The sequence below is a fragment of the Marinimicrobium agarilyticum DSM 16975 genome (assembly GCF_000423345.1).
Classification (GTDB): Bacteria; Pseudomonadota; Gammaproteobacteria; order Pseudomonadales; family Cellvibrionaceae; genus Marinimicrobium; species Marinimicrobium agarilyticum.
In genome coordinates this window covers 293318-313524 of sequence record NZ_AUHU01000004.1, presented here as the reverse complement: position 1 = coordinate 313524, position 20207 = coordinate 293318, and the positions used below count along the sequence as shown (strand labels likewise).

General features: G+C 59.0%; 17 protein-coding genes. 12 read left to right on the top strand and 5 right to left on the bottom strand.

What is annotated here, in order from left to right; all coding sequences use genetic code 11:
* Positions 1-2: 2 nt before the first annotated feature.
* The 3 genes from ybeY to lnt are packed head-to-tail and all read left to right on the top strand — an operon-like array spanning position 3 to position 2892.
* On the top strand, positions 3-470 hold the full coding sequence (gene ybeY, locus G547_RS0104395) for an rRNA maturation RNase YbeY (RefSeq protein WP_027328795.1): 468 nt from the start codon (positions 3-5) through the stop codon (positions 468-470).
* A gap of 17 nt (positions 471-487) precedes the next feature.
* Positions 488-1378, top strand: coding sequence for a CorC family transporter (locus G547_RS0104390; RefSeq protein ID WP_027328794.1), 891 nt, complete (start codon positions 488-490; stop codon positions 1376-1378).
* On the top strand, positions 1375-2892 hold the full coding sequence (gene lnt / locus G547_RS0104385) for an apolipoprotein N-acyltransferase (RefSeq protein WP_036187031.1): 1518 nt from the start codon (positions 1375-1377) through the stop codon (positions 2890-2892). Before G547_RS0104390 ends, lnt begins: the two co-directional genes overlap by 4 nt.
* A gap of 15 nt (positions 2893-2907) precedes the next feature.
* Here the strand turns inward: lnt and G547_RS0104380 are convergent, their stop codons facing one another.
* On the bottom strand, positions 2908-3231 hold the full coding sequence (locus G547_RS0104380) for an ArsR/SmtB family transcription factor (protein WP_211224497.1): 324 nt from the start codon (positions 3229-3231) through the stop codon (positions 2908-2910).
* A gap of 185 nt (positions 3232-3416) precedes the next feature.
* Here G547_RS0104380 and G547_RS0104375 point away from each other — a divergent pair, with 185 nt between their 5' ends.
* From G547_RS0104375 to G547_RS0104360, 4 genes are read left to right on the top strand one after another with little or no spacing between them, the layout of a single operon-like run.
* Positions 3417-6002, top strand: a complete 2586-nt coding sequence (locus tag G547_RS0104375; RefSeq protein ID WP_036187028.1) for an efflux RND transporter permease subunit — start codon at positions 3417-3419, stop codon at positions 6000-6002.
* Positions 5999-6817, top strand: a complete 819-nt coding sequence (locus tag G547_RS0104370; RefSeq protein WP_211224496.1) for an outer membrane lipoprotein-sorting protein — start codon at positions 5999-6001, stop codon at positions 6815-6817. The genes G547_RS0104375 and G547_RS0104370 overlap by 4 nt, the downstream gene beginning before the upstream one ends.
* A 15-nt stretch (positions 6818-6832) precedes the next feature.
* Positions 6833-8116: a hypothetical protein gene (locus G547_RS0104365; RefSeq protein ID WP_027328789.1), complete on the top strand. Its 1284-nt coding sequence runs from the start codon at positions 6833-6835 to the stop codon at positions 8114-8116.
* 13 nt (positions 8117-8129) lie between these two features.
* Positions 8130-8345 carry a YgaP family membrane protein gene (locus G547_RS0104360; protein WP_027328788.1) on the top strand — a complete coding sequence of 72 codons (216 nt, stop codon included), beginning with the start codon at positions 8130-8132 and terminating at the stop codon, positions 8343-8345.
* Between the two features lie 106 nt (positions 8346-8451).
* Here the strand turns inward: G547_RS0104360 and G547_RS0104355 are convergent, their stop codons facing one another.
* Positions 8452-8757, bottom strand: a complete 306-nt coding sequence (locus G547_RS0104355) for a Dabb family protein (RefSeq protein ID WP_211224495.1) — start codon at positions 8755-8757, stop codon at positions 8452-8454.
* Between the two features lie 200 nt (positions 8758-8957).
* A complete protein-coding gene (locus G547_RS20120; RefSeq protein ID WP_051234797.1) occupies positions 8958-10484 on the bottom strand; it encodes a tryptophan halogenase family protein in 1527 nt (508 codons plus the stop codon).
* Positions 10485-10807: 323 nt separating this feature from the next.
* Here G547_RS20120 and G547_RS0104345 point away from each other — a divergent pair, with 323 nt between their 5' ends.
* Complete coding sequence (locus G547_RS0104345) at positions 10808-12520, top strand: ExeA family protein (protein WP_027328786.1); 1713 nt, start codon at positions 10808-10810, stop codon at positions 12518-12520.
* Position 12521: 1 nt separating this feature from the next.
* A complete protein-coding gene (locus G547_RS0104340) occupies positions 12522-13307 on the top strand; it encodes a general secretion pathway protein GspB (RefSeq protein ID WP_027328785.1) in 786 nt (261 codons plus the stop codon).
* A gap of 26 nt (positions 13308-13333) precedes the next feature.
* Here G547_RS0104340 and G547_RS0104335 read toward each other — a convergent pair whose 3' ends face one another.
* Together G547_RS0104335 and G547_RS20115 are read right to left on the bottom strand one after the other, a co-directional pair.
* Positions 13334-13705 carry a DUF6164 family protein gene (locus G547_RS0104335; RefSeq protein WP_036187021.1) on the bottom strand — a complete coding sequence of 124 codons (372 nt, stop codon included), beginning with the start codon at positions 13703-13705 and terminating at the stop codon, positions 13334-13336.
* A 2-nt stretch (positions 13706-13707) separates the two neighbouring features.
* Positions 13708-15033 carry a sensor domain-containing diguanylate cyclase gene (locus G547_RS20115; protein ID WP_051234796.1) on the bottom strand — a complete coding sequence of 442 codons (1326 nt, stop codon included), beginning with the start codon at positions 15031-15033 and terminating at the stop codon, positions 13708-13710.
* Between the two features lie 330 nt (positions 15034-15363).
* Here G547_RS20115 and G547_RS0104325 point away from each other — a divergent pair, with 330 nt between their 5' ends.
* From G547_RS0104325 to G547_RS20110, 3 genes are all read left to right on the top strand, one after another.
* Entirely contained in the window at positions 15364-15948 is a 585-nt protein-coding gene (locus tag G547_RS0104325) for a gluconate 2-dehydrogenase subunit 3 family protein (protein WP_027328783.1), read from the top strand.
* Positions 15949-15950: 2 nt separating this feature from the next.
* Positions 15951-17639, top strand: coding sequence for a GMC oxidoreductase (locus G547_RS0104320; protein ID WP_036187018.1), 1689 nt, complete (start codon positions 15951-15953; stop codon positions 17637-17639).
* A gap of 99 nt (positions 17640-17738) precedes the next feature.
* Complete coding sequence (locus G547_RS20110; RefSeq protein ID WP_051234795.1) at positions 17739-19994, top strand: heavy metal translocating P-type ATPase; 2256 nt, start codon at positions 17739-17741, stop codon at positions 19992-19994.
* Positions 19995-20207: the final 213 nt, after the last annotated feature.

The window sequence follows — 20207 nt, the reverse complement described above, 5'->3', positions numbered from 1 at the left end:
GCATGCAGGTTCATATCGATATCGCCGTCGCCACCGACGGCGGCGGCCTGCCGTCGCACGAGCAGATGGAACGATGGATCACGGCGGCGCTGGAAGCCGATGCAAGCCTTGATGAGGCCGAAATCAGCGTTCGCATCGTCGATGACGCCGAGAGTCAAGAGTTCAACCATCGCTACCGGGGCAAGGACAAACCCACCAACGTGCTCTCCTTCCCCGCCGACCTGCCGCCCGAGCTGAATCTGCCCCTACTGGGAGACTTGGTGGTGTGCGCGCCCGTGGTGGAAGTCGAAGCCGCTGAGCAAGGCAAAACGCTCGAAGCCCACTGGGCTCACATGCTTGTGCATGGCACATTGCATTTGCTAGGTTACGACCATATCGACCCGGCCGAAGCCGAGGTTATGGAAAGTCTGGAAACCCGCATTCTGACTCGGTTACACTACCCGGCTCCTTACGCCGATGATGGCTCTTAACAGGACAGATTGACCTCATGAGTGACGACCCGTCGAGTAGCAGCGTTTCGCGCAACTCCGATAAAAGCGACCGAAACGAAAAATCCGACAAAAGCGACCGATCCTGGCTGCACAAGCTGATGCAGGCCTTCAACGGTGAACCCCAATCCCGCGAAGAGCTGCTGGATATCATCAAGGAAGCGGCCAACAATAAGTTGTTGGACCAGGAGGCCCTGAATATCATTGAGGGCGCGATGGATGTTTCCTCCCTCCAGGCCCGGGAGCTGATGATTCCCCGCTCCCAGATCGTCGCTATCCGCAGCGACGAAAGCCCCAAAGAGTTTCTTCCCAAAATCATCGAGTCCGGCCACTCGCGCTTTCCGGTCATCGGCGAAAGCTTTGACGACATCAAAGGCATTCTGTTGGCCAAAGACCTGCTGCGCATGATGCTGGAGGAGAACACCGACTTCAGCCTGGAATCGATCCTGCGCCCGGCCAACATCATCCCCGAGAGCAAGCGGGTGAATGTCCTGCTGCGCGAATTCCGGGAAAAGCGCTATCACATGGCGCTGGTGATCGACGAATACGGTGGTATTGCCGGCCTGCTGACCATTGAAGACATTCTCGAGGAAATCGTCGGCGACATCGAAGACGAAACCGATGAGGAAGTCAGCGACGAATTCATCAAACGGGTGAGCGACAGCGACTACATCGTCAAAGCCCTGACCCCGATCGACGATTTCAACGACTACTTCGACGCCGGCCTGAGCGAAGAGGACTTTGATACCATCGGCGGCATCCTGATGCAGGAGTTCGGTCACCTGCCCAAGCGCAATGAAGTGGCCACCATCGACAACTTCCAGTTCCGGGTACTCTATGCGGACAACCGCCAGATTCACCTGGTCAGACTGACCCTCATCGACGAATGACCGCGCCGCTCTCTGTGCTGACGCGCCTGCCCGGTTGGGCCGCCCTACTGCTGTGCGCCCTTGCCGGCGCACTGATTCCCTTCAGTTTCGCGCCATTCAACCTCTGGCCCCTGGGCATGGCGGGGCTGCTTGCCTTTGTCCTTCTACTGCACGGACGTTCCGGCCGAAGCGCCTGGGCGCGCGCCTGGGCATTTGGCGTCGGCCTTTACGGTGTCGGCGTCTCCTGGATCTACATCAGTATCCACACCTACGGCAACGCCTCGGCACCCTTGGCTGCCACCATGATGGGGCTGTTCATCCTGTTCGTGGCGTTTGTATTCAGCCTGCCCTTCTACGTCTACGGCCGCTGGTTCAGTCGTCATCGCCTGGGCCCTCTATTGGCCTTTCCCTCCCTCTACCTGTTGGGCGAATGGCTCAGAGGCTGGCTGCTCACGGGGTTTCCCTGGCTCTACCTGGGCTACGGCCACATCGATACCTGGCTCGCGGGCTGGGCTCCGGTCCTCGGCGTTCTGGGCGTCAGCACGGTGGTGTTGCTCACAGTCGGCGCATTGGGTCACGGCCTGCTGACCGCCTCACCCCGGCACTGGAAACCCTGGTTACCACTGCTGGTCGCCGCTGCTTTGTGGCCCACAGGCCTGGCCCTTCAGCATGCGGAGTGGACCGAGCCAGTGGGCAAACCGATCTCGGTCGGCATGGTGCAACCCAATATTCCGCAGGAACTGAAATGGGACCCGAGCTTCGTCCAACCGACGCTGGAACGGCTGGACACATTGAGCGAAGGCCTGTGGGAGAACGACTGGCTGATCTGGCCCGAAGCGGCCATTCCCAAGGTCTACCACCAGATGCTGCCCTATCTGAACAAACTCAACGACCGGGCGGAAGAGACCAACACCGGCCTGATCACCGGTATCATTTTTGACGACGCTCAAAAGCGGGCCTACTACAACAGTATCGTGGGGCTGGGGCCAGCACTCGGCATCTATCACAAGCGCCGGCTGGTGCCCTTTGGCGAGTATGTACCGTTGGAAGCGCAACTGCGCGGCTTGATCGACTTTTTCGACCTGCCCACCTCCATCATCAACCAGGGGCCCTGGGATCAACGCGGTCTGCAGGTCGGTTCGGTGGGCATTTCCGCCCTTATCTGCTACGAGGTGGTGTACCCCGACCTGGTCGCCCACAGTGCCCGGGAGAACCAGGTGCTACTCACTATCAGCAACGACGCCTGGTTTGCCGACTCCATCGGCCCCCTCCAGCATATGCAGATGGCCCGCATGCGCGCCCTGGAAACCCGCCGGCCGATGATTCGGGCCACCAACAACGGCGTCAGCGCCTTCGTGGATCACCATGGGCACATTGAAAAGCGGGCGGAGCAATTTGTTCAGACCAACCTAGAAGGCGTCATACAGCCCCGCCGGGGCAACACCCCGTTTATGGTGTGGGGAAGTTGGCCGGTGGTGGTTTTTTGCGGGTTGCTGTTGATTCTGTTGTGCCTTTGGAGACGGCGTAGCGTGTAACGATGGCGGATGCGTTTATCCGGCCAACAACCCAGGGCAATAAATCGACTGCAACGTCTCAATCACCTTCAGAGCCTTCTCTCCCTCCAGGCGGTAATACACCGTCTGCGCCTGTTTACGCGTCGCCACCAAGCCCGCCCGACGCAGGTTGGCCAGGTGCTGAGACAAGGCCGACTGGCTCAACGGAATTCGCTCGTTAAGCTCCCCCACGGACATCTCCCCCGCCCCCAGGGTACACAGCACCATCAGGCGATGCTCGTTGCCCATCTGTTTCATCAATTCCGCCGCATCTCGGCTGTGGGCCTGCATCTGTTCAAGCCCAACCGTCAAATCACTCATCACTGGCCCCAATAGAAAAATACCTCTCCCAATACACCCGATTTCGCCCATAAAGTCAACGCCCCTAAATTAGATATACCTAATTTAGAAAAACAATCAATTTTCCCTTCGAAAGACGTGACAAGTGCCACCTTTTGCATTATTTTAGATTTATCTAAATTAATAGAATCTAATATGGAGCCGGCATGAACCACCCTCGACAAACGCCTTTGGTCCGATGGGCCATCACTCACCCCAGAACCGTGTTTTGGGGCTTGGGCGTTCTCACGGTCTTGTTTACCGCATTGTTACCACTGATACAGATCGACACCGATCCGGAAAACATGCTGCCCGAGGACAACCCGGAACGGGTGTTCCACAACCAGGTGCAAGAGCGCTTCTCCATGCACGACACCCTGGTGGTGGGCATGGTGCATCCGGATGGCATCTACCAGCCGCGTCTACTGGCCGATTTGCACAGCGTCACCCGCTACGCCGAGCAACTGGGCGGCGTTATCAGCCCCGATGTCATGTCCCTGGCCTCCGTGGATAACATCACCCAAAATGAGCAAAACACCTTGCGGTTCGAATGGATGATGCGCACCCCGCCGGAAACGGCGCAGGACGCCGAACGTATTCGCACCCAGGTCGAAGATCTGCCGCTGCTGTTCGACACCCTGGTCTCCGCCGACGGCAAAGCCGCTTCGGTTTACATCCCCATTGAAGACAAAAACCGGAGTTATGCGCTCAGTCGAAACATTCGCGCCCATATCGACACACTGGACTCCGATGCGCAATGGCATGTCACCGGCCTGCCGGTGGCCGAAGACCGTTTCGGGCACGAGATGTTTGTCCAGATGGGCATTTCCGCCCCACTCGCCGGGCTGACGATTTTCCTGTTGTTGTGGGTGTTCTTCCGCAATATTCCCTTTATTCTGTCGCCCATGATCGTCGCCATGGCGACCGTTTTGATCACCATGGGCGCGCTCATCGGTGCCGGCTTCACGGTACACATCATGTCCTCCATGATCGCGATTTTCCTGATGCCTATCGCGGTGGTCGACTCCGTGCACATTCTTTCGGAGTTTGCCGACCGCTATCGCCGCGGCGCCAACGCCAAGGTCGTGGTCACCGAAGTGATGTCACACCTGTTCAAGCCGATGCTGCTGACTTCCGTCACCTCGGCCGTGGGTTTCTTCTCCCTGATGTTGACCCCGATTCCGCCGGTTCAGATCTTCGGTTTCTTTGTGGGCATGGGCATCCTGCTCGCCTTCGCGATGACCATTGTGGTGGTCCCCGCCTACCTGACCAGCCTCAACCCAAGCACGCTGGACCGGATGGTCGACCGCCTGCCGGATGAAGACAAAACCAGGCTGGCGGGCGCCCTGACCGCCCTCGGCCGGGCCGCCCGCGCCCGGACCCGGCTGTGGGTGCTCGGTTTCTCCGCCCTCTTTGCCGTATCGGTGTGGGGCATCACTCAGATTCAGATCAATGACAACCCGGTCCGGTGGTTCAAGGCCGACCACGAGTTGCGCATCGCCGATCGCACGCTGAACGATCACTTCGCCGGCACCTACGATGCCTACCTGGTATTCGACTCCACAGTCTCGCCGGACGCGCAAGCGCGCGAACTTCTGGACGAGGCTATGGCGAAGGAGATCCTGAGCGAGAATCAACAGGCCTGGTTGAGCGCTCAGCGCGACGCCCTTACCGGCGAGCACGCCCTGTCCGATCTGATTCTGGCCCTGGACGACCGCCTGTTTGAAACCAGCGGGACCGACGCGCGGGTGTTTGAAACGTTGATGGAAGAACTTGAACAACTGCAGAGCCGGGGACAAACCTTTCTGCAGCCGACCATCCTGGCCTATCTTGATCGGCTCGAGTCCGCCCTGATCGACACCGGGCGAGTGGGCAAAAGTAACAGCCTGGTAGACGTGGTCAAAACCGTGAATCGCGAACTGCGCTCGGGGGAAGCAAAAGACTTCCAACTGCCGAGCAGCGCCGAGGCCGTCGCCCAAACACTGCTGCAGTACCAGTCCTCCCACCGCCCCCAGGACCTCTGGCATTTTGTCACGCCGGACTATCAGTCAAGCCTGATCTGGTTACAGCTGACCAGTGGCGACAACCAGCAGATGAGCGCGGTCGTGGACGCGGTAAACCGCTACATTCAAGACCACCCTTTACCAGAAGGGCTCAGCATGCAATGGGCCGGTAAAACCTACTTGAACGTGGTCTGGCAGAGCGAAATGGTCGAAGGCATGGCGACCAGTCTGGTCAGCGCCTTTGTGATCGTACTGGTCATGATGGTGCTTCTATTCCGCTCGCTCTGGTTTGGGCTGATCGCCATGCTGCCCTTGACCCTGACCATTACCGGCATTTACGGGCTGATCGGCTGGATCGGAAAAGACTACGACATGCCCATCGCCGTGCTCTCTGCATTGACGCTTGGCCTGTCTATCGATTTTGCCATTCACTTTGTCGAGCGCGCACGCGCCACCGCTCGCGCAACCGGCGACTGGTCTCAAACCCTCGATGTCATGTTCCGGGAACCGGCCCGCGCCATCGCGCGAAACGCCATCGTGATCGCCGTGGGTTTTACCCCGCTGCTACTGGCGCCGCTGGTGCCCTACATCACCGTGGGTGTCTTTCTGGCCTCCATCATGGCGCTCTCAGCGCTGGTCACCCTCGTGTTATTGCCGGTGGTCATCACGCTGCTACGCCGAATCTTGTTTGGCTTCCAGGACTCTCCCGAAAACGCTTCCACTCACACCGACAGGAGCCCGATCGAATGAATCGCTCAACGAACCGTGCAATGACCTGGTTAAACACCGTCACCGCCGCCGCTCTGATGCTTCTCACCGCCCTCGCTTATGGCGAGGAGCCAATGACCGATGCCCGCGCCATTGTCGAAAAGGCCGAACAGGTCGCGTTCTACTCCGGCCAGGATGGTCGAACCGAGGCTCGCATGCTGATCACCGACCGCCAGAACCGCCGCCAGGTACGACAGTTCACCCTGTTGCGCCGCACCCGTGAGGACAACAGCACCCAGGACATGATGGTGTTCTTCTCCCGCCCGGCGGATGTTCGCAACACCGTCTTTCGAGTGATCAAACGTGTCGGCACCGAAGACGATCGCTGGCTTTATCTACCCGGCCTCGACCTGGTCAAACGCATCTCTGCCGGGGACAAGCGTACCGCTTTCGTCGGCTCACACTTCTTTTACGAAGACGTTTCCGGGCGCAGCACGCAGCTGGATCACTACGAGCTTCTGGAAACCACCGAGGAAGTCTACCGCCTGAAAGGCACACCCAAAGACCCCGCGTCCGTGGAGTTCGATCATTACATCGTCGCTATCGACCGGAAGACCATGCTGCCCGTCTCCACGGATTACAAGAACGCCCAGGGCAAAACCTATCGGCAAATGGAAGTGCTCGAGATCCAAACCATCGAGGGTTACCCCACGGTCACGCACTCAGTCATGCGCGACCTGGAAACCGGCGGTCAGACGGAAATGCAGTTCCGCAACATTGCCTACGACCTCGGGCTGCCGGAATCGGTATTTTCCGAACGCAGCCTGCGCAACCCACCCACCGAATGGCTCAACTGATTCCGGGAGACCCACGTGAGACAAATGCTGTTGACGTTCGCCCTGCTCGCCGCCACCGCCCAAGCGGAGGATGGCTGGGACGATTGGGAAACCGGCGGGTGGGAGGCGGAAGCAGAGTCGGCGTTTCCCCTGTATGGCTTTGCCGAATTCGGCGTTGGTAGCCGGCTGGAGCCCAGCCCCTATCATGAGCGCATTAGCCTGAGCGACGCCCGCGTGCGGCTGGAAACTGACGGCCAGCTTTCCTCGATCCAGTACACCGCCAAAGGCGACCTGTTGTACGACGGAGTACTGGATGAGTGGGATGCCCAGGCCCGGGAACTGAGCCTGGGGTTCAGCCCCCGGTCCAACCTGGACGTCAAACTGGGTCGTCAGGTAATGACCTGGGGCACCGGGGATTACCTCTTTCTGAACGACCTCTTTGCGAAAGACTGGCAGGCCTTCTTCATCGGTCGGGACAACGAGTACCTCAAAGCCCCTCAGGATGCCGTTCGCCTTTCCGGTTACTTCGACTGGGCCAATGTTGAACTGGCGTGGACGCCGGAGTTTACCCCGGACAACTACCTGAGGGCCGAACGCCTTTCACTGTTCAACCCGGTCGCGGGGTCCCTGATTGGCGAAGCACAAGCGTTTACTGCGCTTGAGCCGGACGAGGACGAACTCGCGCTGCGCGTTTACCGCAACCTGGGGTCACTGGAGCTGGCTTTCTATGGGTACGACGGCTACACCAAAAGCCCCATGGCCCTGAGCGAACCAGACGCACCGACCGTAAACCCACAGCCCACCTTCGCGCCACTGCGAGTCTGGGGGGCATCCGCTCGCTCGCCAGTGGGCACGGGGCTGATCAACGCCGAGGTGGCCTACCACGACAGCACCGAGGACTCCGAAGGCAACAAACCGGGTCTACCCAACAGCCAATGGCGTGGCCTGCTGGGCTATGAGCGGGAACTGATGGCGCGACTGACTGCAAGTGTGCAACTCTATCTGGAACACACCCAAAACCACGCTGCCCTGCTCGCCCACAGCCCCAATCCCGAATGGGAGCCCGAGCAGAACCGCACTCTGGTGACCACGCACCTGAGCTGGCGCGACGCGCGGGACCGGCTCACGTTGTCACTGTTCGGTTTTTATTCCCCCAGCGACCGGGACGGTCACCTCCGTCCCGCGCTGGACTACCGGTTCGATGACCACCTGAGTCTGAGCGCCGGCTTAAACCTGTTCTTCGGCGAAGAAGCCCACACCTTCTTCGGACAACTCGAAGACAACCAAAACGCCTACCTGCGTATGCGTTATTCTTTCTAGAGGAGTTACCGTTATGAGTCTTGAAAAAGCCGTTACCGCCTTCGCCGGATTCATGGTCCTGCTATCCGTCGCTCTGACGGTCTGGGTCCACCCGGCCTTCATCTGGCTGACCGTATTCGTCGGCGCCAACCTGTTTCAGCAATCGTTCACGGGTTTTTGCCCAGCGGCAATCGTCATGCGGAAGGTCTTTAATCTGAAAACAGAAGCCGAACGGGCGAGGGCACAGTAGCCGAAATAGCGAGCGGACGAAGGGACGAAGACATCGCGCCTTCGCTTAAGGGGCCTTACACTCGCGGCGTTCTTGCCAATGCAATGGCAACAACGCCGCGGGCACTCTACTCGGTTAACGAATAGTCGATCACAAACGCATCTTCCAGGATGCCGAGCTCCTCCAGCAGCGCACCAAACTTCTTGTGCTCCGGATGCGGGAGGTAGGCGTCCCTCGCCTTCTCATCTTCGAAGGTAACCACGTAAACGTGCTTGAACCCCTTATTCAATCCCTCCGGGCTGTTATTGACGCCGTGCTCAAAGGAGACAACCCCGGGGATCTTATGCTGCAAAGCACGAAACGCGTCCGTTACTTGCTGAATCTGAGCGTCGGTCGCTCCGTCGGTATACTTAAAGGCAACAATGTGGCGCACTGGGTACTCCTCTGCGTGGGCCGTACTGATGACGGCCGATATAAACAACATAGTGAAAATGGCTAAAAATGCGTTCTTTATCATAAGATCAACCTTTGTAGGACTCAAAGCTCATCGGGGTCATAAATTACCACAGAGCGCCTCCCCGAGCGGCACAAACTCACTCCTGCGCCAACGATTTAGTCACCAGGTGGCGGACGCTAGCTCGGCAGCGAATGCAACGCCTTGAGCTGGGCCCGATGGTCCACCAATGAGTCCCCATGTTGCTGTTTGAGCACCTGAAAGCCAAGCGTACCCGAAGCGGCTGATGAGGCCACCGCATCGCTCGGCCCACCGGGCAGCCGTCCATAGCCCGCCAGCAGGCAGTACCAAGAGGCGGGCGTATAACTTTGGCGTGCGCCTTGCCGGACCAGCTCAGCCTGAAAGTCATCGCTGGAATGCCAGGCACGCAGGAGGGAATCAAGTGCCTCGGACGGTTGGCTATCATTGCGACAGGAACGCCAGTAGTCGGTATCGCTACGGCTGTTCATCATAAAGTGCGCCACAATATAGTCGCGAATGCCCTCGATAACATTATTGACGTTGGCATTGTAGGTCTCGCGCAAGGATTGATTAATATCGGGAGCCCGACTGAGAAACGAAATAATATTCTCGATACTCAACTGAACCGTCATCAGTGCCGTCGCCTCCAAGGGTTCTATAAACCCCTGAGACAGGCCTATCGCCACGCAATTGTGCTTCCAGTGGTTCTCGATACGCCCCACGGGCATAGACAAATGCCTAACCGCCACATCCGCCTCCAGCAACCCCAGATGCGCCCGAAATTCGGTTTCGGCGGCATCACGAGAAATGAAATCCGAGCTGTAGACGTAACCATTACCATAACGATTGAAAAGTGGAATATTCCAGACCCACCCGGCCGACAAGGCCTCAGAGCGGGTTTCTGGAGCGATGGGGGCGTTTGTATCCATTGGCGTCTGTACGGCCATCGCCGAGTCGTTAAACAGGTTGTTCTTAAAGGAAATCAGCCTCTCACCCAACGCCTCCTTGATCAGTAAACCGGAGAAACCGGTACAGTCAACATAAAGATCCGCGCTCAACGCTCCAGAGGCCCGTGTGGTTATCTGAGAGATGGCACCGTCTCTACCCCGTTCCACCACTTCCACATGATCACGTATATAGCGCAGCCCTTTTTTAACGGCCTGCTTGCGCAAAAACTCTCCCAGAAGGCCAGAATCAAAGTGGTAGCCGTAATCAATTTGATCTTTCAATTGCCCCAACCCGGGCCGGGGGGATAGCTTGTCATTGGCAAGTTGGGAAGTAAGGAAATAGGGGTCTGGATGAACACCAGAGGCTTGGTTGCACCGGTGTCGATCAGCATCAGATAAAAAGGTCCGGATGGGGTGCTCATCAAAGGTCGAAAAGAAGGGATGAAAGTAGGACTCATATCCGGGGCGGGAAGACCAGCCGATGAAACGAATACCTGCCTTGTAGGTGGCATTACAGGCCGGCATCCATTCCCGTTCCGGGATGCCGGCCATAGTAAAGAAGCGCTTCAACACCGGCGTGGAGCCTTCCCCCACTCCGATAATACCTACGTCCGGCGACTCGACCAGGGAGACCTGCACCCCCTGATCGGCCCAGGCGGCCAGCATCAGGTTCGCGGTCATCCAGCCAGCGGTGCCACCGCCCACAATCAGGACTTTTTGAGGGATATGCTTGCTCATATCGCTTTCCATTGAAACGGGGCCTGAATCGGCTTTTTATTTGTAGTATAAATCAATGATGGCACTCCTTCTTCTACTTCGCAAGCCTATATCTTTCCCGCCTAAAATGGCCACTGAACAAAGGAGCTATTAACAACGTGCCCGGGACCAGCGCCCCCTTCACGGCCCGGACAAACCGGAAATCCCTGGACAAAATCAGGGAAGCCCTAGCACATAGTTTGAAATCTGTGCCCTAGGGCACAGAAAGCAACCCTTTCCGCCGGTAGGATTTGCCGCTATTCTGGCAGGCCGACGATAACTCAAGGATAAACGCGCCTATCACCATGTATCACCAGTTCTTCGGACTCACCGAATCCGCCTTCGCCATTGCCGTCAACCCGCGCTACCTCTACATGAGCGAACAGCACCGGGAAGCCCTCGCGCACCTGCTGTTTGGCCTGCAGGGCGGTGGCTTCGTGCAGTTGACCGGTGAAGTCGGCACCGGCAAAACGACCATCATCCGCTGTCTGCTCGAGCAACTGCCGGAGAACACCGACATTGCCCTGGTGCTCAACCCCATGGCCTCGGTGCCCGAGTTGTTATCCACCATCTGCGACGAACTGGGAGCCAAATACATTGCCGACCGTCCCACTGTCAAAACCCTGACCGACGCGCTGTACAACCAGTTGCTCGACAATCACATGCAGGGGCGCAAAACCGTCCTGCTGATTGACGAAGCCCAGTCCCTGAGTGCCGAGGCCCTGGAGCAGATACGCCTGCTGACCAATCTCGAAACCCATACCGAGAAACTGCTGAACATCATCCTGGTGGGTCAACCCGAGCTGTGTGACCTGCTGGCACAGCCCTCCCTGCGTCAACTGGCGCAGCGCATTACTGCCCGTTTCCACTTGCGCCCCCTGACCCAGGAAGAAACCGCCGCCTACATTCGCCACCGGCTGCATGTGGCTGGCCTGGCGGAAGACCGACAGTTGATTCCCGAAAAAATCGAGCGAGAAGTTCACCGCTTCAGTGGCGGCATACCCCGGCTGATCAACATTCTGTGCGAACGCATGCTGCTCGGTGCTTACGGCCAGAACCGTACGGAAATCGACCAGTCCCTGTTTGAGCAGGCCCGCCGGGAAATTACCGGCGAACGGGCCGAGCCGGCGTCAAGCGCACCGGTCCAGCCACTGCCGCCGGCCGCCCAGCCGATAACGGCCAGCCCCCGTCCCTCGGCATCTCGCGGCACTGTCCAATCAGTTCCACGCCTCTGGTGGCAGTTGGGCGGCGGCATTGCGCTGCTGACCGGAGGCCTGGCTCTGGGATGGCTCTTTGGCGGCGCTCCGACCACTGTATCGCCCCAAACGGCCGCTCCCGAAGTCGTGGCTGCACCGGTACCCGTCGAAGCGCCCGTTGAGACGCCCGCCGTGCCGGAACCCAAGGCACCGACGCTGTTGGACCATAACTGGCCGCTGCGCCTGCCGGAGGCCCAGCGACAGCTCGCGACCGTCGTTGGTTTGCAGATACCCAACTCCGGCTCACCCTGCATCGAGGATGACGAGGCCGGTCACCACTGTGCCCAGACGCGGCTCGATACCTGGAATGACCTGATAGCTCTGGACCGGCCGGTTGTAATGACCCTGATCACCCCCGAGCGCAAGCTGGCCTACGTGCCACTGCTGGGTCTGGGGGATACGCGGGCTCTGACCTGGGCCGACGGTGAAGAGCAGTTCATCCAATGGTCCGAACTGGCGTCGATGTGGAATGGGGAAGTGCACTATTTCTGGTTCCGGCCCGCCGAATTCGACGGTAGTCTGGCTCCCAGCGAGCGCAACGCGGCGGTTCGCTGGTTGGCGGAACGTTTTGCCGAGTTGGATGGCGAGAGCACGCCCCTGACGAGCGACCGCTACAATGCCGCGCTGCGCAAGCGGGTGGAACTGTTCCAGCGCCAGTACGACTTGACCGCCGATGGCCTTTTTGGGGAAAACACCCTCCTACAGCTCTCCCGAGCCCTGGGGCTGGACCCCGGGTTGAAGCCGGTTCCGGAGGAGCGCTGACATGTCGATGATTCTGGACGCGCTGCAACGCGCCGACCGTGAGCGGCAAAAGCAGGACCAACCCCTGCCCTCGCTGGACACCCCCACCACCCCACCGCCGACCAACGTATCGGGGCCAAGGCTGGCCTGGTGGTTGGCAGGCGCAGGGACGGCACTGGCGCTCATCATCACCCTGTTTGTTGCGCTGAACCGGCCGCCATCCACACCCGCTCCCACGCCGCAGAGCGAGTCTCCCAGCCGGACCGCACAAGCACCAGTGGCGGCCTCTGGACCGACCTCGGTGCAGGCCGCGGAAACGCAAACGCCAACTGGCAAGCCTCCAGCCATTGCTGAGCTTTACCAATCCCCGCAAGTTGAGGACGAATCGATTACCGCTTTGTATCGCACGGCGAACAATAGCGTCGAAGCGACGCCTGAGACGTCCGCTCGGGCGATTGCGGGGGCCGACGGCCATACCCGGACTCTACCGGAGCGGCCCGAGCCCACGGCCGTGCGGTTATCGGAGGCGGAGCCAGCCCCAGAAGGGCTTCTCCCGCCCCCCCAAATCGCCAGCGTTCGCGATCTGCCCTGGAACCTCCAACAAACCATGCCGTCGATCAATTACCAGCAGCACGACTATCGCAACAATGCTGCAAGCCGCGTAATGATCAACGGCAAAGAATACCGCGCGGGCGAACAGGTCGCGCCGGACCTGACACTGGAAAGCATAGAGAAAGACGGGGCCGTGATGCGCTACCGGGGCTACGAATTCAAGTTGCGAGCGCTCAATAGCTGGGTCAACATGTAGCGTCTTGCCGGGCGAAACGCGGGGCCTCACCAGGCGCCGATCAAACCCACAAACGGGAGAATCGATAGCGCCAGAATCACGCCGATCGCCAGGATCATGGCAATGAAGCGTACCGGCGTTTGCAGGGCGCGTTTGACAAAGGTGGGCTGCTCACCGGTCGCTTCCCGCTCGGCTTTGAGGGACCGCTGGTGAGCCTGACGCTCGCTCTGATACTTTTTCAGCAACGCCTTTGCCTCGGGCAACTGCTCGGGGTCGGCCAGCCAGATGGCCGATACGCCCAAACCCCAAAAACCAGCATGCGTCTCGTAAGTCGGGACATCATTCGCTTCAAACAGCTGCCGAACCTCCTCGGCTTCGTCTTCCGGTACCTGGTTGAGTTTGAACAGCAATGCACCCACTGTCAGTTTGCCCCCGCGGCATCGTTGGAGATTTGATTGTCCATCACCAGATGAACGCGGTTTCTTCCCAGTCCTTTTGCCTTGTATAAGCCGGCATCAGCACGGGAGAGCAGCTGGTCAAAACGGTAATCGCTGTTGAAGACTTCCGTAACACCAGCACTGAAACTGGTTTTGAACACCTCAAAATCGTCTCCAAAAAATTCGGTGCTGGCAAACGCCTCGCGAATGGCTTCAATCAGGTCCCGCGCTTCCGGGCCGCGGGTATGGGGCAGGAGAATCAGGAACTCCTCCCCGCCGGAGCGCCCGGCAATATCATTGTGACGCAAACGGTTTTTCAAAGTGGCAGCAAAGGCCTTGAGCACTTCATCCCCCATCAAATGGCCATGGGTGTCGTTGATGGATTTGAACCAGTCCAGATCAATCTGCGCCAGGGAAAACACAACGCTGTGACGCCGGTACTCCTCCAGTAATTCCGCCAAGCGTTGTAGCAGAAAACGCCGGTTATACAAACCGGTGAGCTCATCGGTCACCGACAACTGCACCAACCGCTCCTCCAACCGTTTGCGGTGGGTAATGTCCACCACCACCCCGTACCAGGTCACCATGTCCTGGCCCTCCCAGTCCCGCTCGGGCGTCGCCATTCCTTCGAGCCAGATTTCGCTGTCATCAATCACCACGCGATACTCGCAGTTCCATTGATTCAGGGTTTCATAGGATTCAAGAATGGAGGCGTGAAGCTTCTCCAGATCATCCGGATGAACCACCTCAAACACCAGATTAGGGTTCTGGCGAATGCTTTCGGGGTCATGTCCGTAAAAGTCGCGCACGCCATCGCTGATATAGGGGAACTCGAACTGACCGTCCGCGTACATGCGAAAGGAATAGATCACCCCCGGAACGGTTTGCGCCAGCTTGCTCAGTAACTGAGCGTTAATATGCTGTTCACTGACATCGATGTGGGTACCCACCACCCACTCCGGGTCCCCCTCGGCGGTACGGCTGATCAGTCGGCCCCGGTCATGAATCCAGACCCAGTGGCCGGCTTTGTGACGCAAGCGCACCACACACTCGTAATAGGGCAGCTCACCGTCGAAATGCTTCTGGAAAACCTCGTTGGAACGCGCCAGATCATCGGGGTGGCACAGGCGGTGCCAGAGGGCAATGCTGATCGGCTCAAGCTCCCGGGGGGTGTAACCGAGCATTTCAGCCCAACGCTCGTTGATTCGCTGCTCGCCCGTATGAGCATTCCACTCCCAGGTGCCGGCGCGGGTACCTTCGAGAATGGCCTGTAGCCGGCGCAGTTGCTCGCTCTCATGGAGATGGGACACAGCTATCCTCTATTTGCCTCGAACACCGTTGAGACGGTGTATGTTGTGTTCAGTTCCGTCTAGCTGTGGCTATCTTCGCAAGCCCAGCCTGGGCTGGCAAGCGTTTACGCCTATCCCGGGGAAGGAAAATGCCGGGGCGGAAAACCCTCGCAAGAGGTACTTGCACCCGCCTTCGAGTTTGCTTACATTTATAGTCAGACACACATTTAGTGCTTCCCCCGCCATCTGTGGTGGGCAAACAATAGTCATAATAATCGCCGTGCGGCCGCGTTTGTAATCCGATCCCATAAACGTTGTCACACTGAAATCACCTCAACTATCGGCTTTATCATGAACAGACGCGACATTCTGAAAACCGCTGCCTGGCTCAGTGGCGCCGCCATTGCCACCCCTCTGGCAACCGCCGTATTGACCGGTTGCACCGAGTCCCCTCCCGAGACAAAGCCCCCTACCGCCCCCAATGGGCTGGCCGGGCACCATTTTTTCTCCCCGGACAGTTTCGCGCGAGTCACCTTGGTCGCGGACACCTTGCTGCCCGCGACCGACAGCCCGGCGGCCAGTGCCGTCGGCGTACCGGAGACGCTCGACAGTATGCTGGGACTGGTACTCAACACCGACTATGTCAATTCGTTTCGGCGAGTATGGGCCGATCTTGAGGCGTTTCTCGAGCGTCAGGGGTTTGCCGGACTGAACGCCGAGGAGCGCGAAGCGCTGCTGAGCGAGCTGGAAACCGCCGACGAGGCGAGCGTAGCGAGTGCCCGGGAGGCCCTGGTGATGCTCAAACAACAAGTGGTGATTTTTTACCTCACCTCCGAAACCATCGCGGAGGAGCACCTCAACTATCTCCCGATTCCCGGCCAGTACCAACCCTGTATTTCCGTCGATGACGTCAACAATACCGCTTGGGCGATCTGATTATGACTACCGATTTTGATGCAATTGTCATCGGCTCCGGTATCAGCGGCGGATTCGCCGCGATGGAGCTTTGCCAGAAAGGCTACAAAACCCTGATTCTGGAGCGTGGCCGCGACGTTCGCCACGGCGAATACCCCACGGCCCACGACGACATCTGGGATCTACCCCACCGGGACAAGGTTCCGCGGGCGGAAGTCGAAGAACACTACCCCAAACAGAGCCGGTTGGCCTGGTGGGTCACCCAGGCCAACAAACACTGGATCAACAAAGACGACGAATACCCGTATCTCGAAGATGAGCGGTTCGACTGGATCCGCGGCCATCACGTCGGGGGTCGCTCCATTATGTGGGGCCGTCATTGCTACCGCTGGAGCGATATCGACTTTGAAGCCAACAAAAAGGAAGGCATCGCCATCGACTGGCCCATTCGCTACCGGGATATCGAGCCCTGGTATGACTACGTCGAAACCTTCGTCGGCATTGCCGGCCAGGCCGAAGGGCTCAAACAGGTGCCCGATGGCAAGTTCCTGAAGCCCTTCCCCCTCAACTGCGCCGAACAGCACCTGCGCGAAACCGTGGCCGAACAGTTTCCCGAAAGGGTCGTAACGCCGGGGCGGGTGGCCAACCTGTCCGAGTACAACCCTGAGGTTCACAAAGGCACCCGTGGCCAGTGTCAGGCCCGGGACCGGTGCTGGCGGGGTTGCCCATTTGGCGCCTACTTTTCCAGCCAGTCCGCCACGCTGCCAGTGGCCGAGGCCACGGGTAACCTGACGGTTCGACCGTTCAGCATCGTCAAGGAAATTGTCTACGATGCCGACTCCGGCAAAGCCAGCGGCGTGCGTATTATCGACGCCAACACCAAAGAAGAAGAGCAGATCTCCGCCCGAATTATTTTCTGCAACGCCAGCACCGTTGGCACCACCGCCATCCTGCTCAACAGCCGCTCCGAGCAATTCCCGAATGGCCTGGGCAACCGCAGCGGTGAACTCGGTCACAACATGATGGACCACCACTACGGCATGGGCGCGGCGGGCTATCTGCCGGACTTGAAAGACACCTACTACTCCGGCCGCAAGCCGGTCGGTTTTTATATTCCCCGTTTCACCAATATTGACGAAGCCAGTCAAAAAGCCGATTACCGTCGTGGGTTCAGCTATCAGGGCGATGCCAAACGCATCGAAAACATTCCCGCCGGCGCGGTGGGAAAATCCTTGAAACAGGCGATTTTCAAGCCCGGCGCCTACCATGTGCGGATGACCTGTTTCGGCGAAATGTTGCCCTATCACGACAACCGTATGTATCTGGATTTCAGCCAAAAGGATCAATGGGGCATGCCGCTGATCACCTTCGACGCCAAGCTTCGTGACAACGAATTCAAGCTGCGCGAAGACGGGGTCAAAAGCGCCGTTCAGATGCTGGAGGCAGCCGGCTGCACCGATATTACCTGGAACAACGACGCCACCGCGCCCGGCGCCTGTATTCACGAGATGGGCACAGCACGTATGGGGCGGGATCCACAAACCAGTGTGCTCAACCAGTGGAACCAGATGCACGATGTACCCAACGTGTTCGTGACCGACGGCGCCTGCATGACCAGTTCCGGCACACAGAACCCGAGTATCACCTATATGGCACTCACCGCCCGGGCCGTGGATTACGCTCACCGGGAAGTACAGGCCGGTCGACTGTAGCCGAGCGCAGGACCCGCCAGCGGATGAAAACTTCGGCTTGACCTTCCAGTCACTGGAAGGTTTAGGATGGCTCCCTGTTCTTCAAGGAGATACCATTCAATGACCGACGCCAAAGACTTCAATCTGCACATCAGCGGCATGAGCTGCGGCTCCTGCGCCGCCAAGGTGGAAAAAGCCCTGAGTGAGGTGCCCGGGGTGTCCGAAGCCAGCGTAAACCTCGCCACCGAGGGAGCGCGGGTCTCGGTCACCAAAGACAGCGTCACCCTGGATACACTGATCAAAGCGGTGGAACACAGTGGCTACAGCGCTGAGCCGGCCCGCTCCAGCCGCCAGAGCAGCGATGCTCAACGCGAAGAACGCGAACGGGAACAACAAAGCCTGCAGCGCGCTTTCTGGTTAGCATTGGTGCTGACTCTACCCGTGTTTGTTCTTGAGATGGGCAGCCATGTCATCCCGGGGTTGCACGAGTCTCTGATGGACGCTCTGGGTCGACAGACGCTCTGGACGACCCAGTTCATCCTGAGCAGCGTGGTACTCTTCGGCCCCGGTCTGCGCTTTTTTCGACTGGGTATTCCCGCCCTCCGTCGCCTCGGCCCGGACATGAACTCGCTGGTCGCACTGGGCACGACCGCGGCTTGGGGTTACTCTGTCGTGGCCACCTTTGTACCCGGAGTCCTTCCGGAAAACGCCGTGAATGTCTATTACGAAGCGGCCGCCGTGATTGTCACCCTCATTCTGTTGGGCCGTCTGCTGGAGGCCAGAGCCAAAGGGCGGACCAACCAGGCGATCGCCCGCCTGGTCAGCCTTCAGGCCAAGAAAGCGCGAGTCCTGCGCGACGACGAGGAAGTGGAAGTCGCACCCGACGACGTGCAGCGTGGTGAGGTGGTCATCGTTCGCCCCGGGGAAAAAATTCCTCTGGATGGCGAAATCACTGAGGGTCACTCCTACATCGACGAATCCATGCTGACCGGCGAAGCGCTTCCCGCCGAAAAAGGCGAAGGCGATACCGTTGTCGGCGGCACCTTGAACAAAAGCGGCACCTTCTCGTTTACAGTCACCAAAGTGGGCGACGACACCATGCTGGCCCAGATCATCCAGATGGTGGAGAACGCCCAGGGTTCCAAACTCCCGATTCAGGCCCTGGTCAACAAAGTCACGCTCTGGTTTGTACCGGCGGTGATGGCCGCCGCCTTCTTGACGCTGGTGGTCTGGTTGGTCTTCGGCCCCGAGCCGGCCCTGACCTTCGCGCTGGTCAACGCGGTATCGGTACTGATCATCGCCTGCCCCTGCGCCATGGGCCTCGCCACCCCCACCTCCATCATGGTGGCCACCGGCCGCGCGGCCGAAATGGGCGTGCTGTTTCGCCACGGCGAAGCATTGCAGGCCCTGCGGGATATGGACACCATCGCGCTGGATAAAACCGGTACGCTCACCCGAGGAGAACCCGCTCTTACTGACCTGATCCCCGCCGAAGGGATGGAACGGCAACAGCTGCTGGCTTGGGCGGCGGCGCTGGAAAACCGCTCAGAACACCCGATCGCCGAAGCCATTCTCACGGCGGCCAAAGAGGAATCTCTGACAGTGCCGCAAGCCCGGGATTTCAATGCCTTGACCGGTTACGGCATTGAAGCCACCGTCGATGGGCGCTCCATGGCCATGGGAGCGAAACGGCTTCTGGAGCAGCGAGGGATAAACAATCCGCTTGAGGACCAGGCCGAAGCCCTCGCGGAGGCGGGAAAAACGCCGCTGTATCTGTTGGTGGATAACCAGGTCGCGGGGCTGCTTGCCGTCGCGGACACCGTGAAAGACTCCACTCCTCGGGCCATTCGCTACCTGCACAAAGAGGGGTTCAAGGTGGTGATGATGACCGGGGACAACGAGAAAACCGCTCGCGCCGTGGCGAAGGAGTTGGGCATCGACGACGTGGTGGCCGATGTGTTGCCTGACGGCAAGGTCGAGGCACTGAAAAAGCTTCAACAACAAGGACGAAAAGTCGCCTTCGTGGGTGACGGCATCAACGACGCACCCGCCCTCGCCCAGGCGGATATCGGCATCGCCATGGGCACCGGCACCGACGTCGCCATTGAAAGCGCCGATATTGTGCTGGTCAAAGGCGATGTGGCCGGTGCAGCACAAGCCATTGCGGTCTCCCGGGCGGCCATGCGTAATATCAAGCAGAACCTGTTCTGGGCCTTCGCCTACAACACCGCGCTGATCCCGTTGGCCGCGGGCTTGCTATACCCCGTGTTTGGCGTTTTGTTGTCGCCTATTTTCGCGGCGGGCGCCATGGCGCTGTCCAGTGTGTTCGTGCTCGGCAACGCGTTGCGCTTGAAACGGTTTAAAATTCAGATCTAGTCCCCATATCTAGTAACGGACTCGGATTTATCGAGCAGATTTGTCGAACGAGACTTCACAAAACCGGCTACCGGTAAGGAGAAAGCTCATGCAAGTTCGAAACATCATGTCAGGATCAAACCCCACTCAAGACCGCGTAGAGCGGGCCAGACAACTCATTGAAGAGAAGGGCTCCGACGTGGCCCACCAGTCTCGCAAACGGTTTCGTCGCGC

Coding starts and splice junctions, on each gene's coding strand:
- ybeY (WP_027328795.1), top strand. CDS start 3: ATGCAGGTTCATATCGATATCGCCGTCGCCACCGACGGCGGCGGCCTG.
- G547_RS0104390 (WP_027328794.1), top strand. CDS start 488: ATGAGTGACGACCCGTCGAGTAGCAGCGTTTCGCGCAACTCCGATAAA.
- lnt (WP_036187031.1), top strand. CDS start 1,375: ATGACCGCGCCGCTCTCTGTGCTGACGCGCCTGCCCGGTTGGGCCGCC.
- G547_RS0104380 (WP_211224497.1), bottom strand. CDS start 3,231: ATGAGTGATTTGACGGTTGGGCTTGAACAGATGCAGGCCCACAGCCGA.
- G547_RS0104375 (WP_036187028.1), top strand. CDS start 3,417: ATGAACCACCCTCGACAAACGCCTTTGGTCCGATGGGCCATCACTCAC.
- G547_RS0104370 (WP_211224496.1), top strand. CDS start 5,999: ATGAATCGCTCAACGAACCGTGCAATGACCTGGTTAAACACCGTCACC.
- G547_RS0104360 (WP_027328788.1), top strand. CDS start 8,130: ATGAGTCTTGAAAAAGCCGTTACCGCCTTCGCCGGATTCATGGTCCTG.
- G547_RS20120 (WP_051234797.1), bottom strand. CDS start 10,484: ATGAGCAAGCATATCCCTCAAAAAGTCCTGATTGTGGGCGGTGGCACC.
- G547_RS0104345 (WP_027328786.1), top strand. CDS start 10,808: ATGTATCACCAGTTCTTCGGACTCACCGAATCCGCCTTCGCCATTGCC.
- G547_RS0104340 (WP_027328785.1), top strand. CDS start 12,522: ATGTCGATGATTCTGGACGCGCTGCAACGCGCCGACCGTGAGCGGCAA.
- G547_RS0104325 (WP_027328783.1), top strand. CDS start 15,364: ATGAACAGACGCGACATTCTGAAAACCGCTGCCTGGCTCAGTGGCGCC.
- G547_RS0104320 (WP_036187018.1), top strand. CDS start 15,951: ATGACTACCGATTTTGATGCAATTGTCATCGGCTCCGGTATCAGCGGC.
- G547_RS20110 (WP_051234795.1), top strand. CDS start 17,739: ATGACCGACGCCAAAGACTTCAATCTGCACATCAGCGGCATGAGCTGC.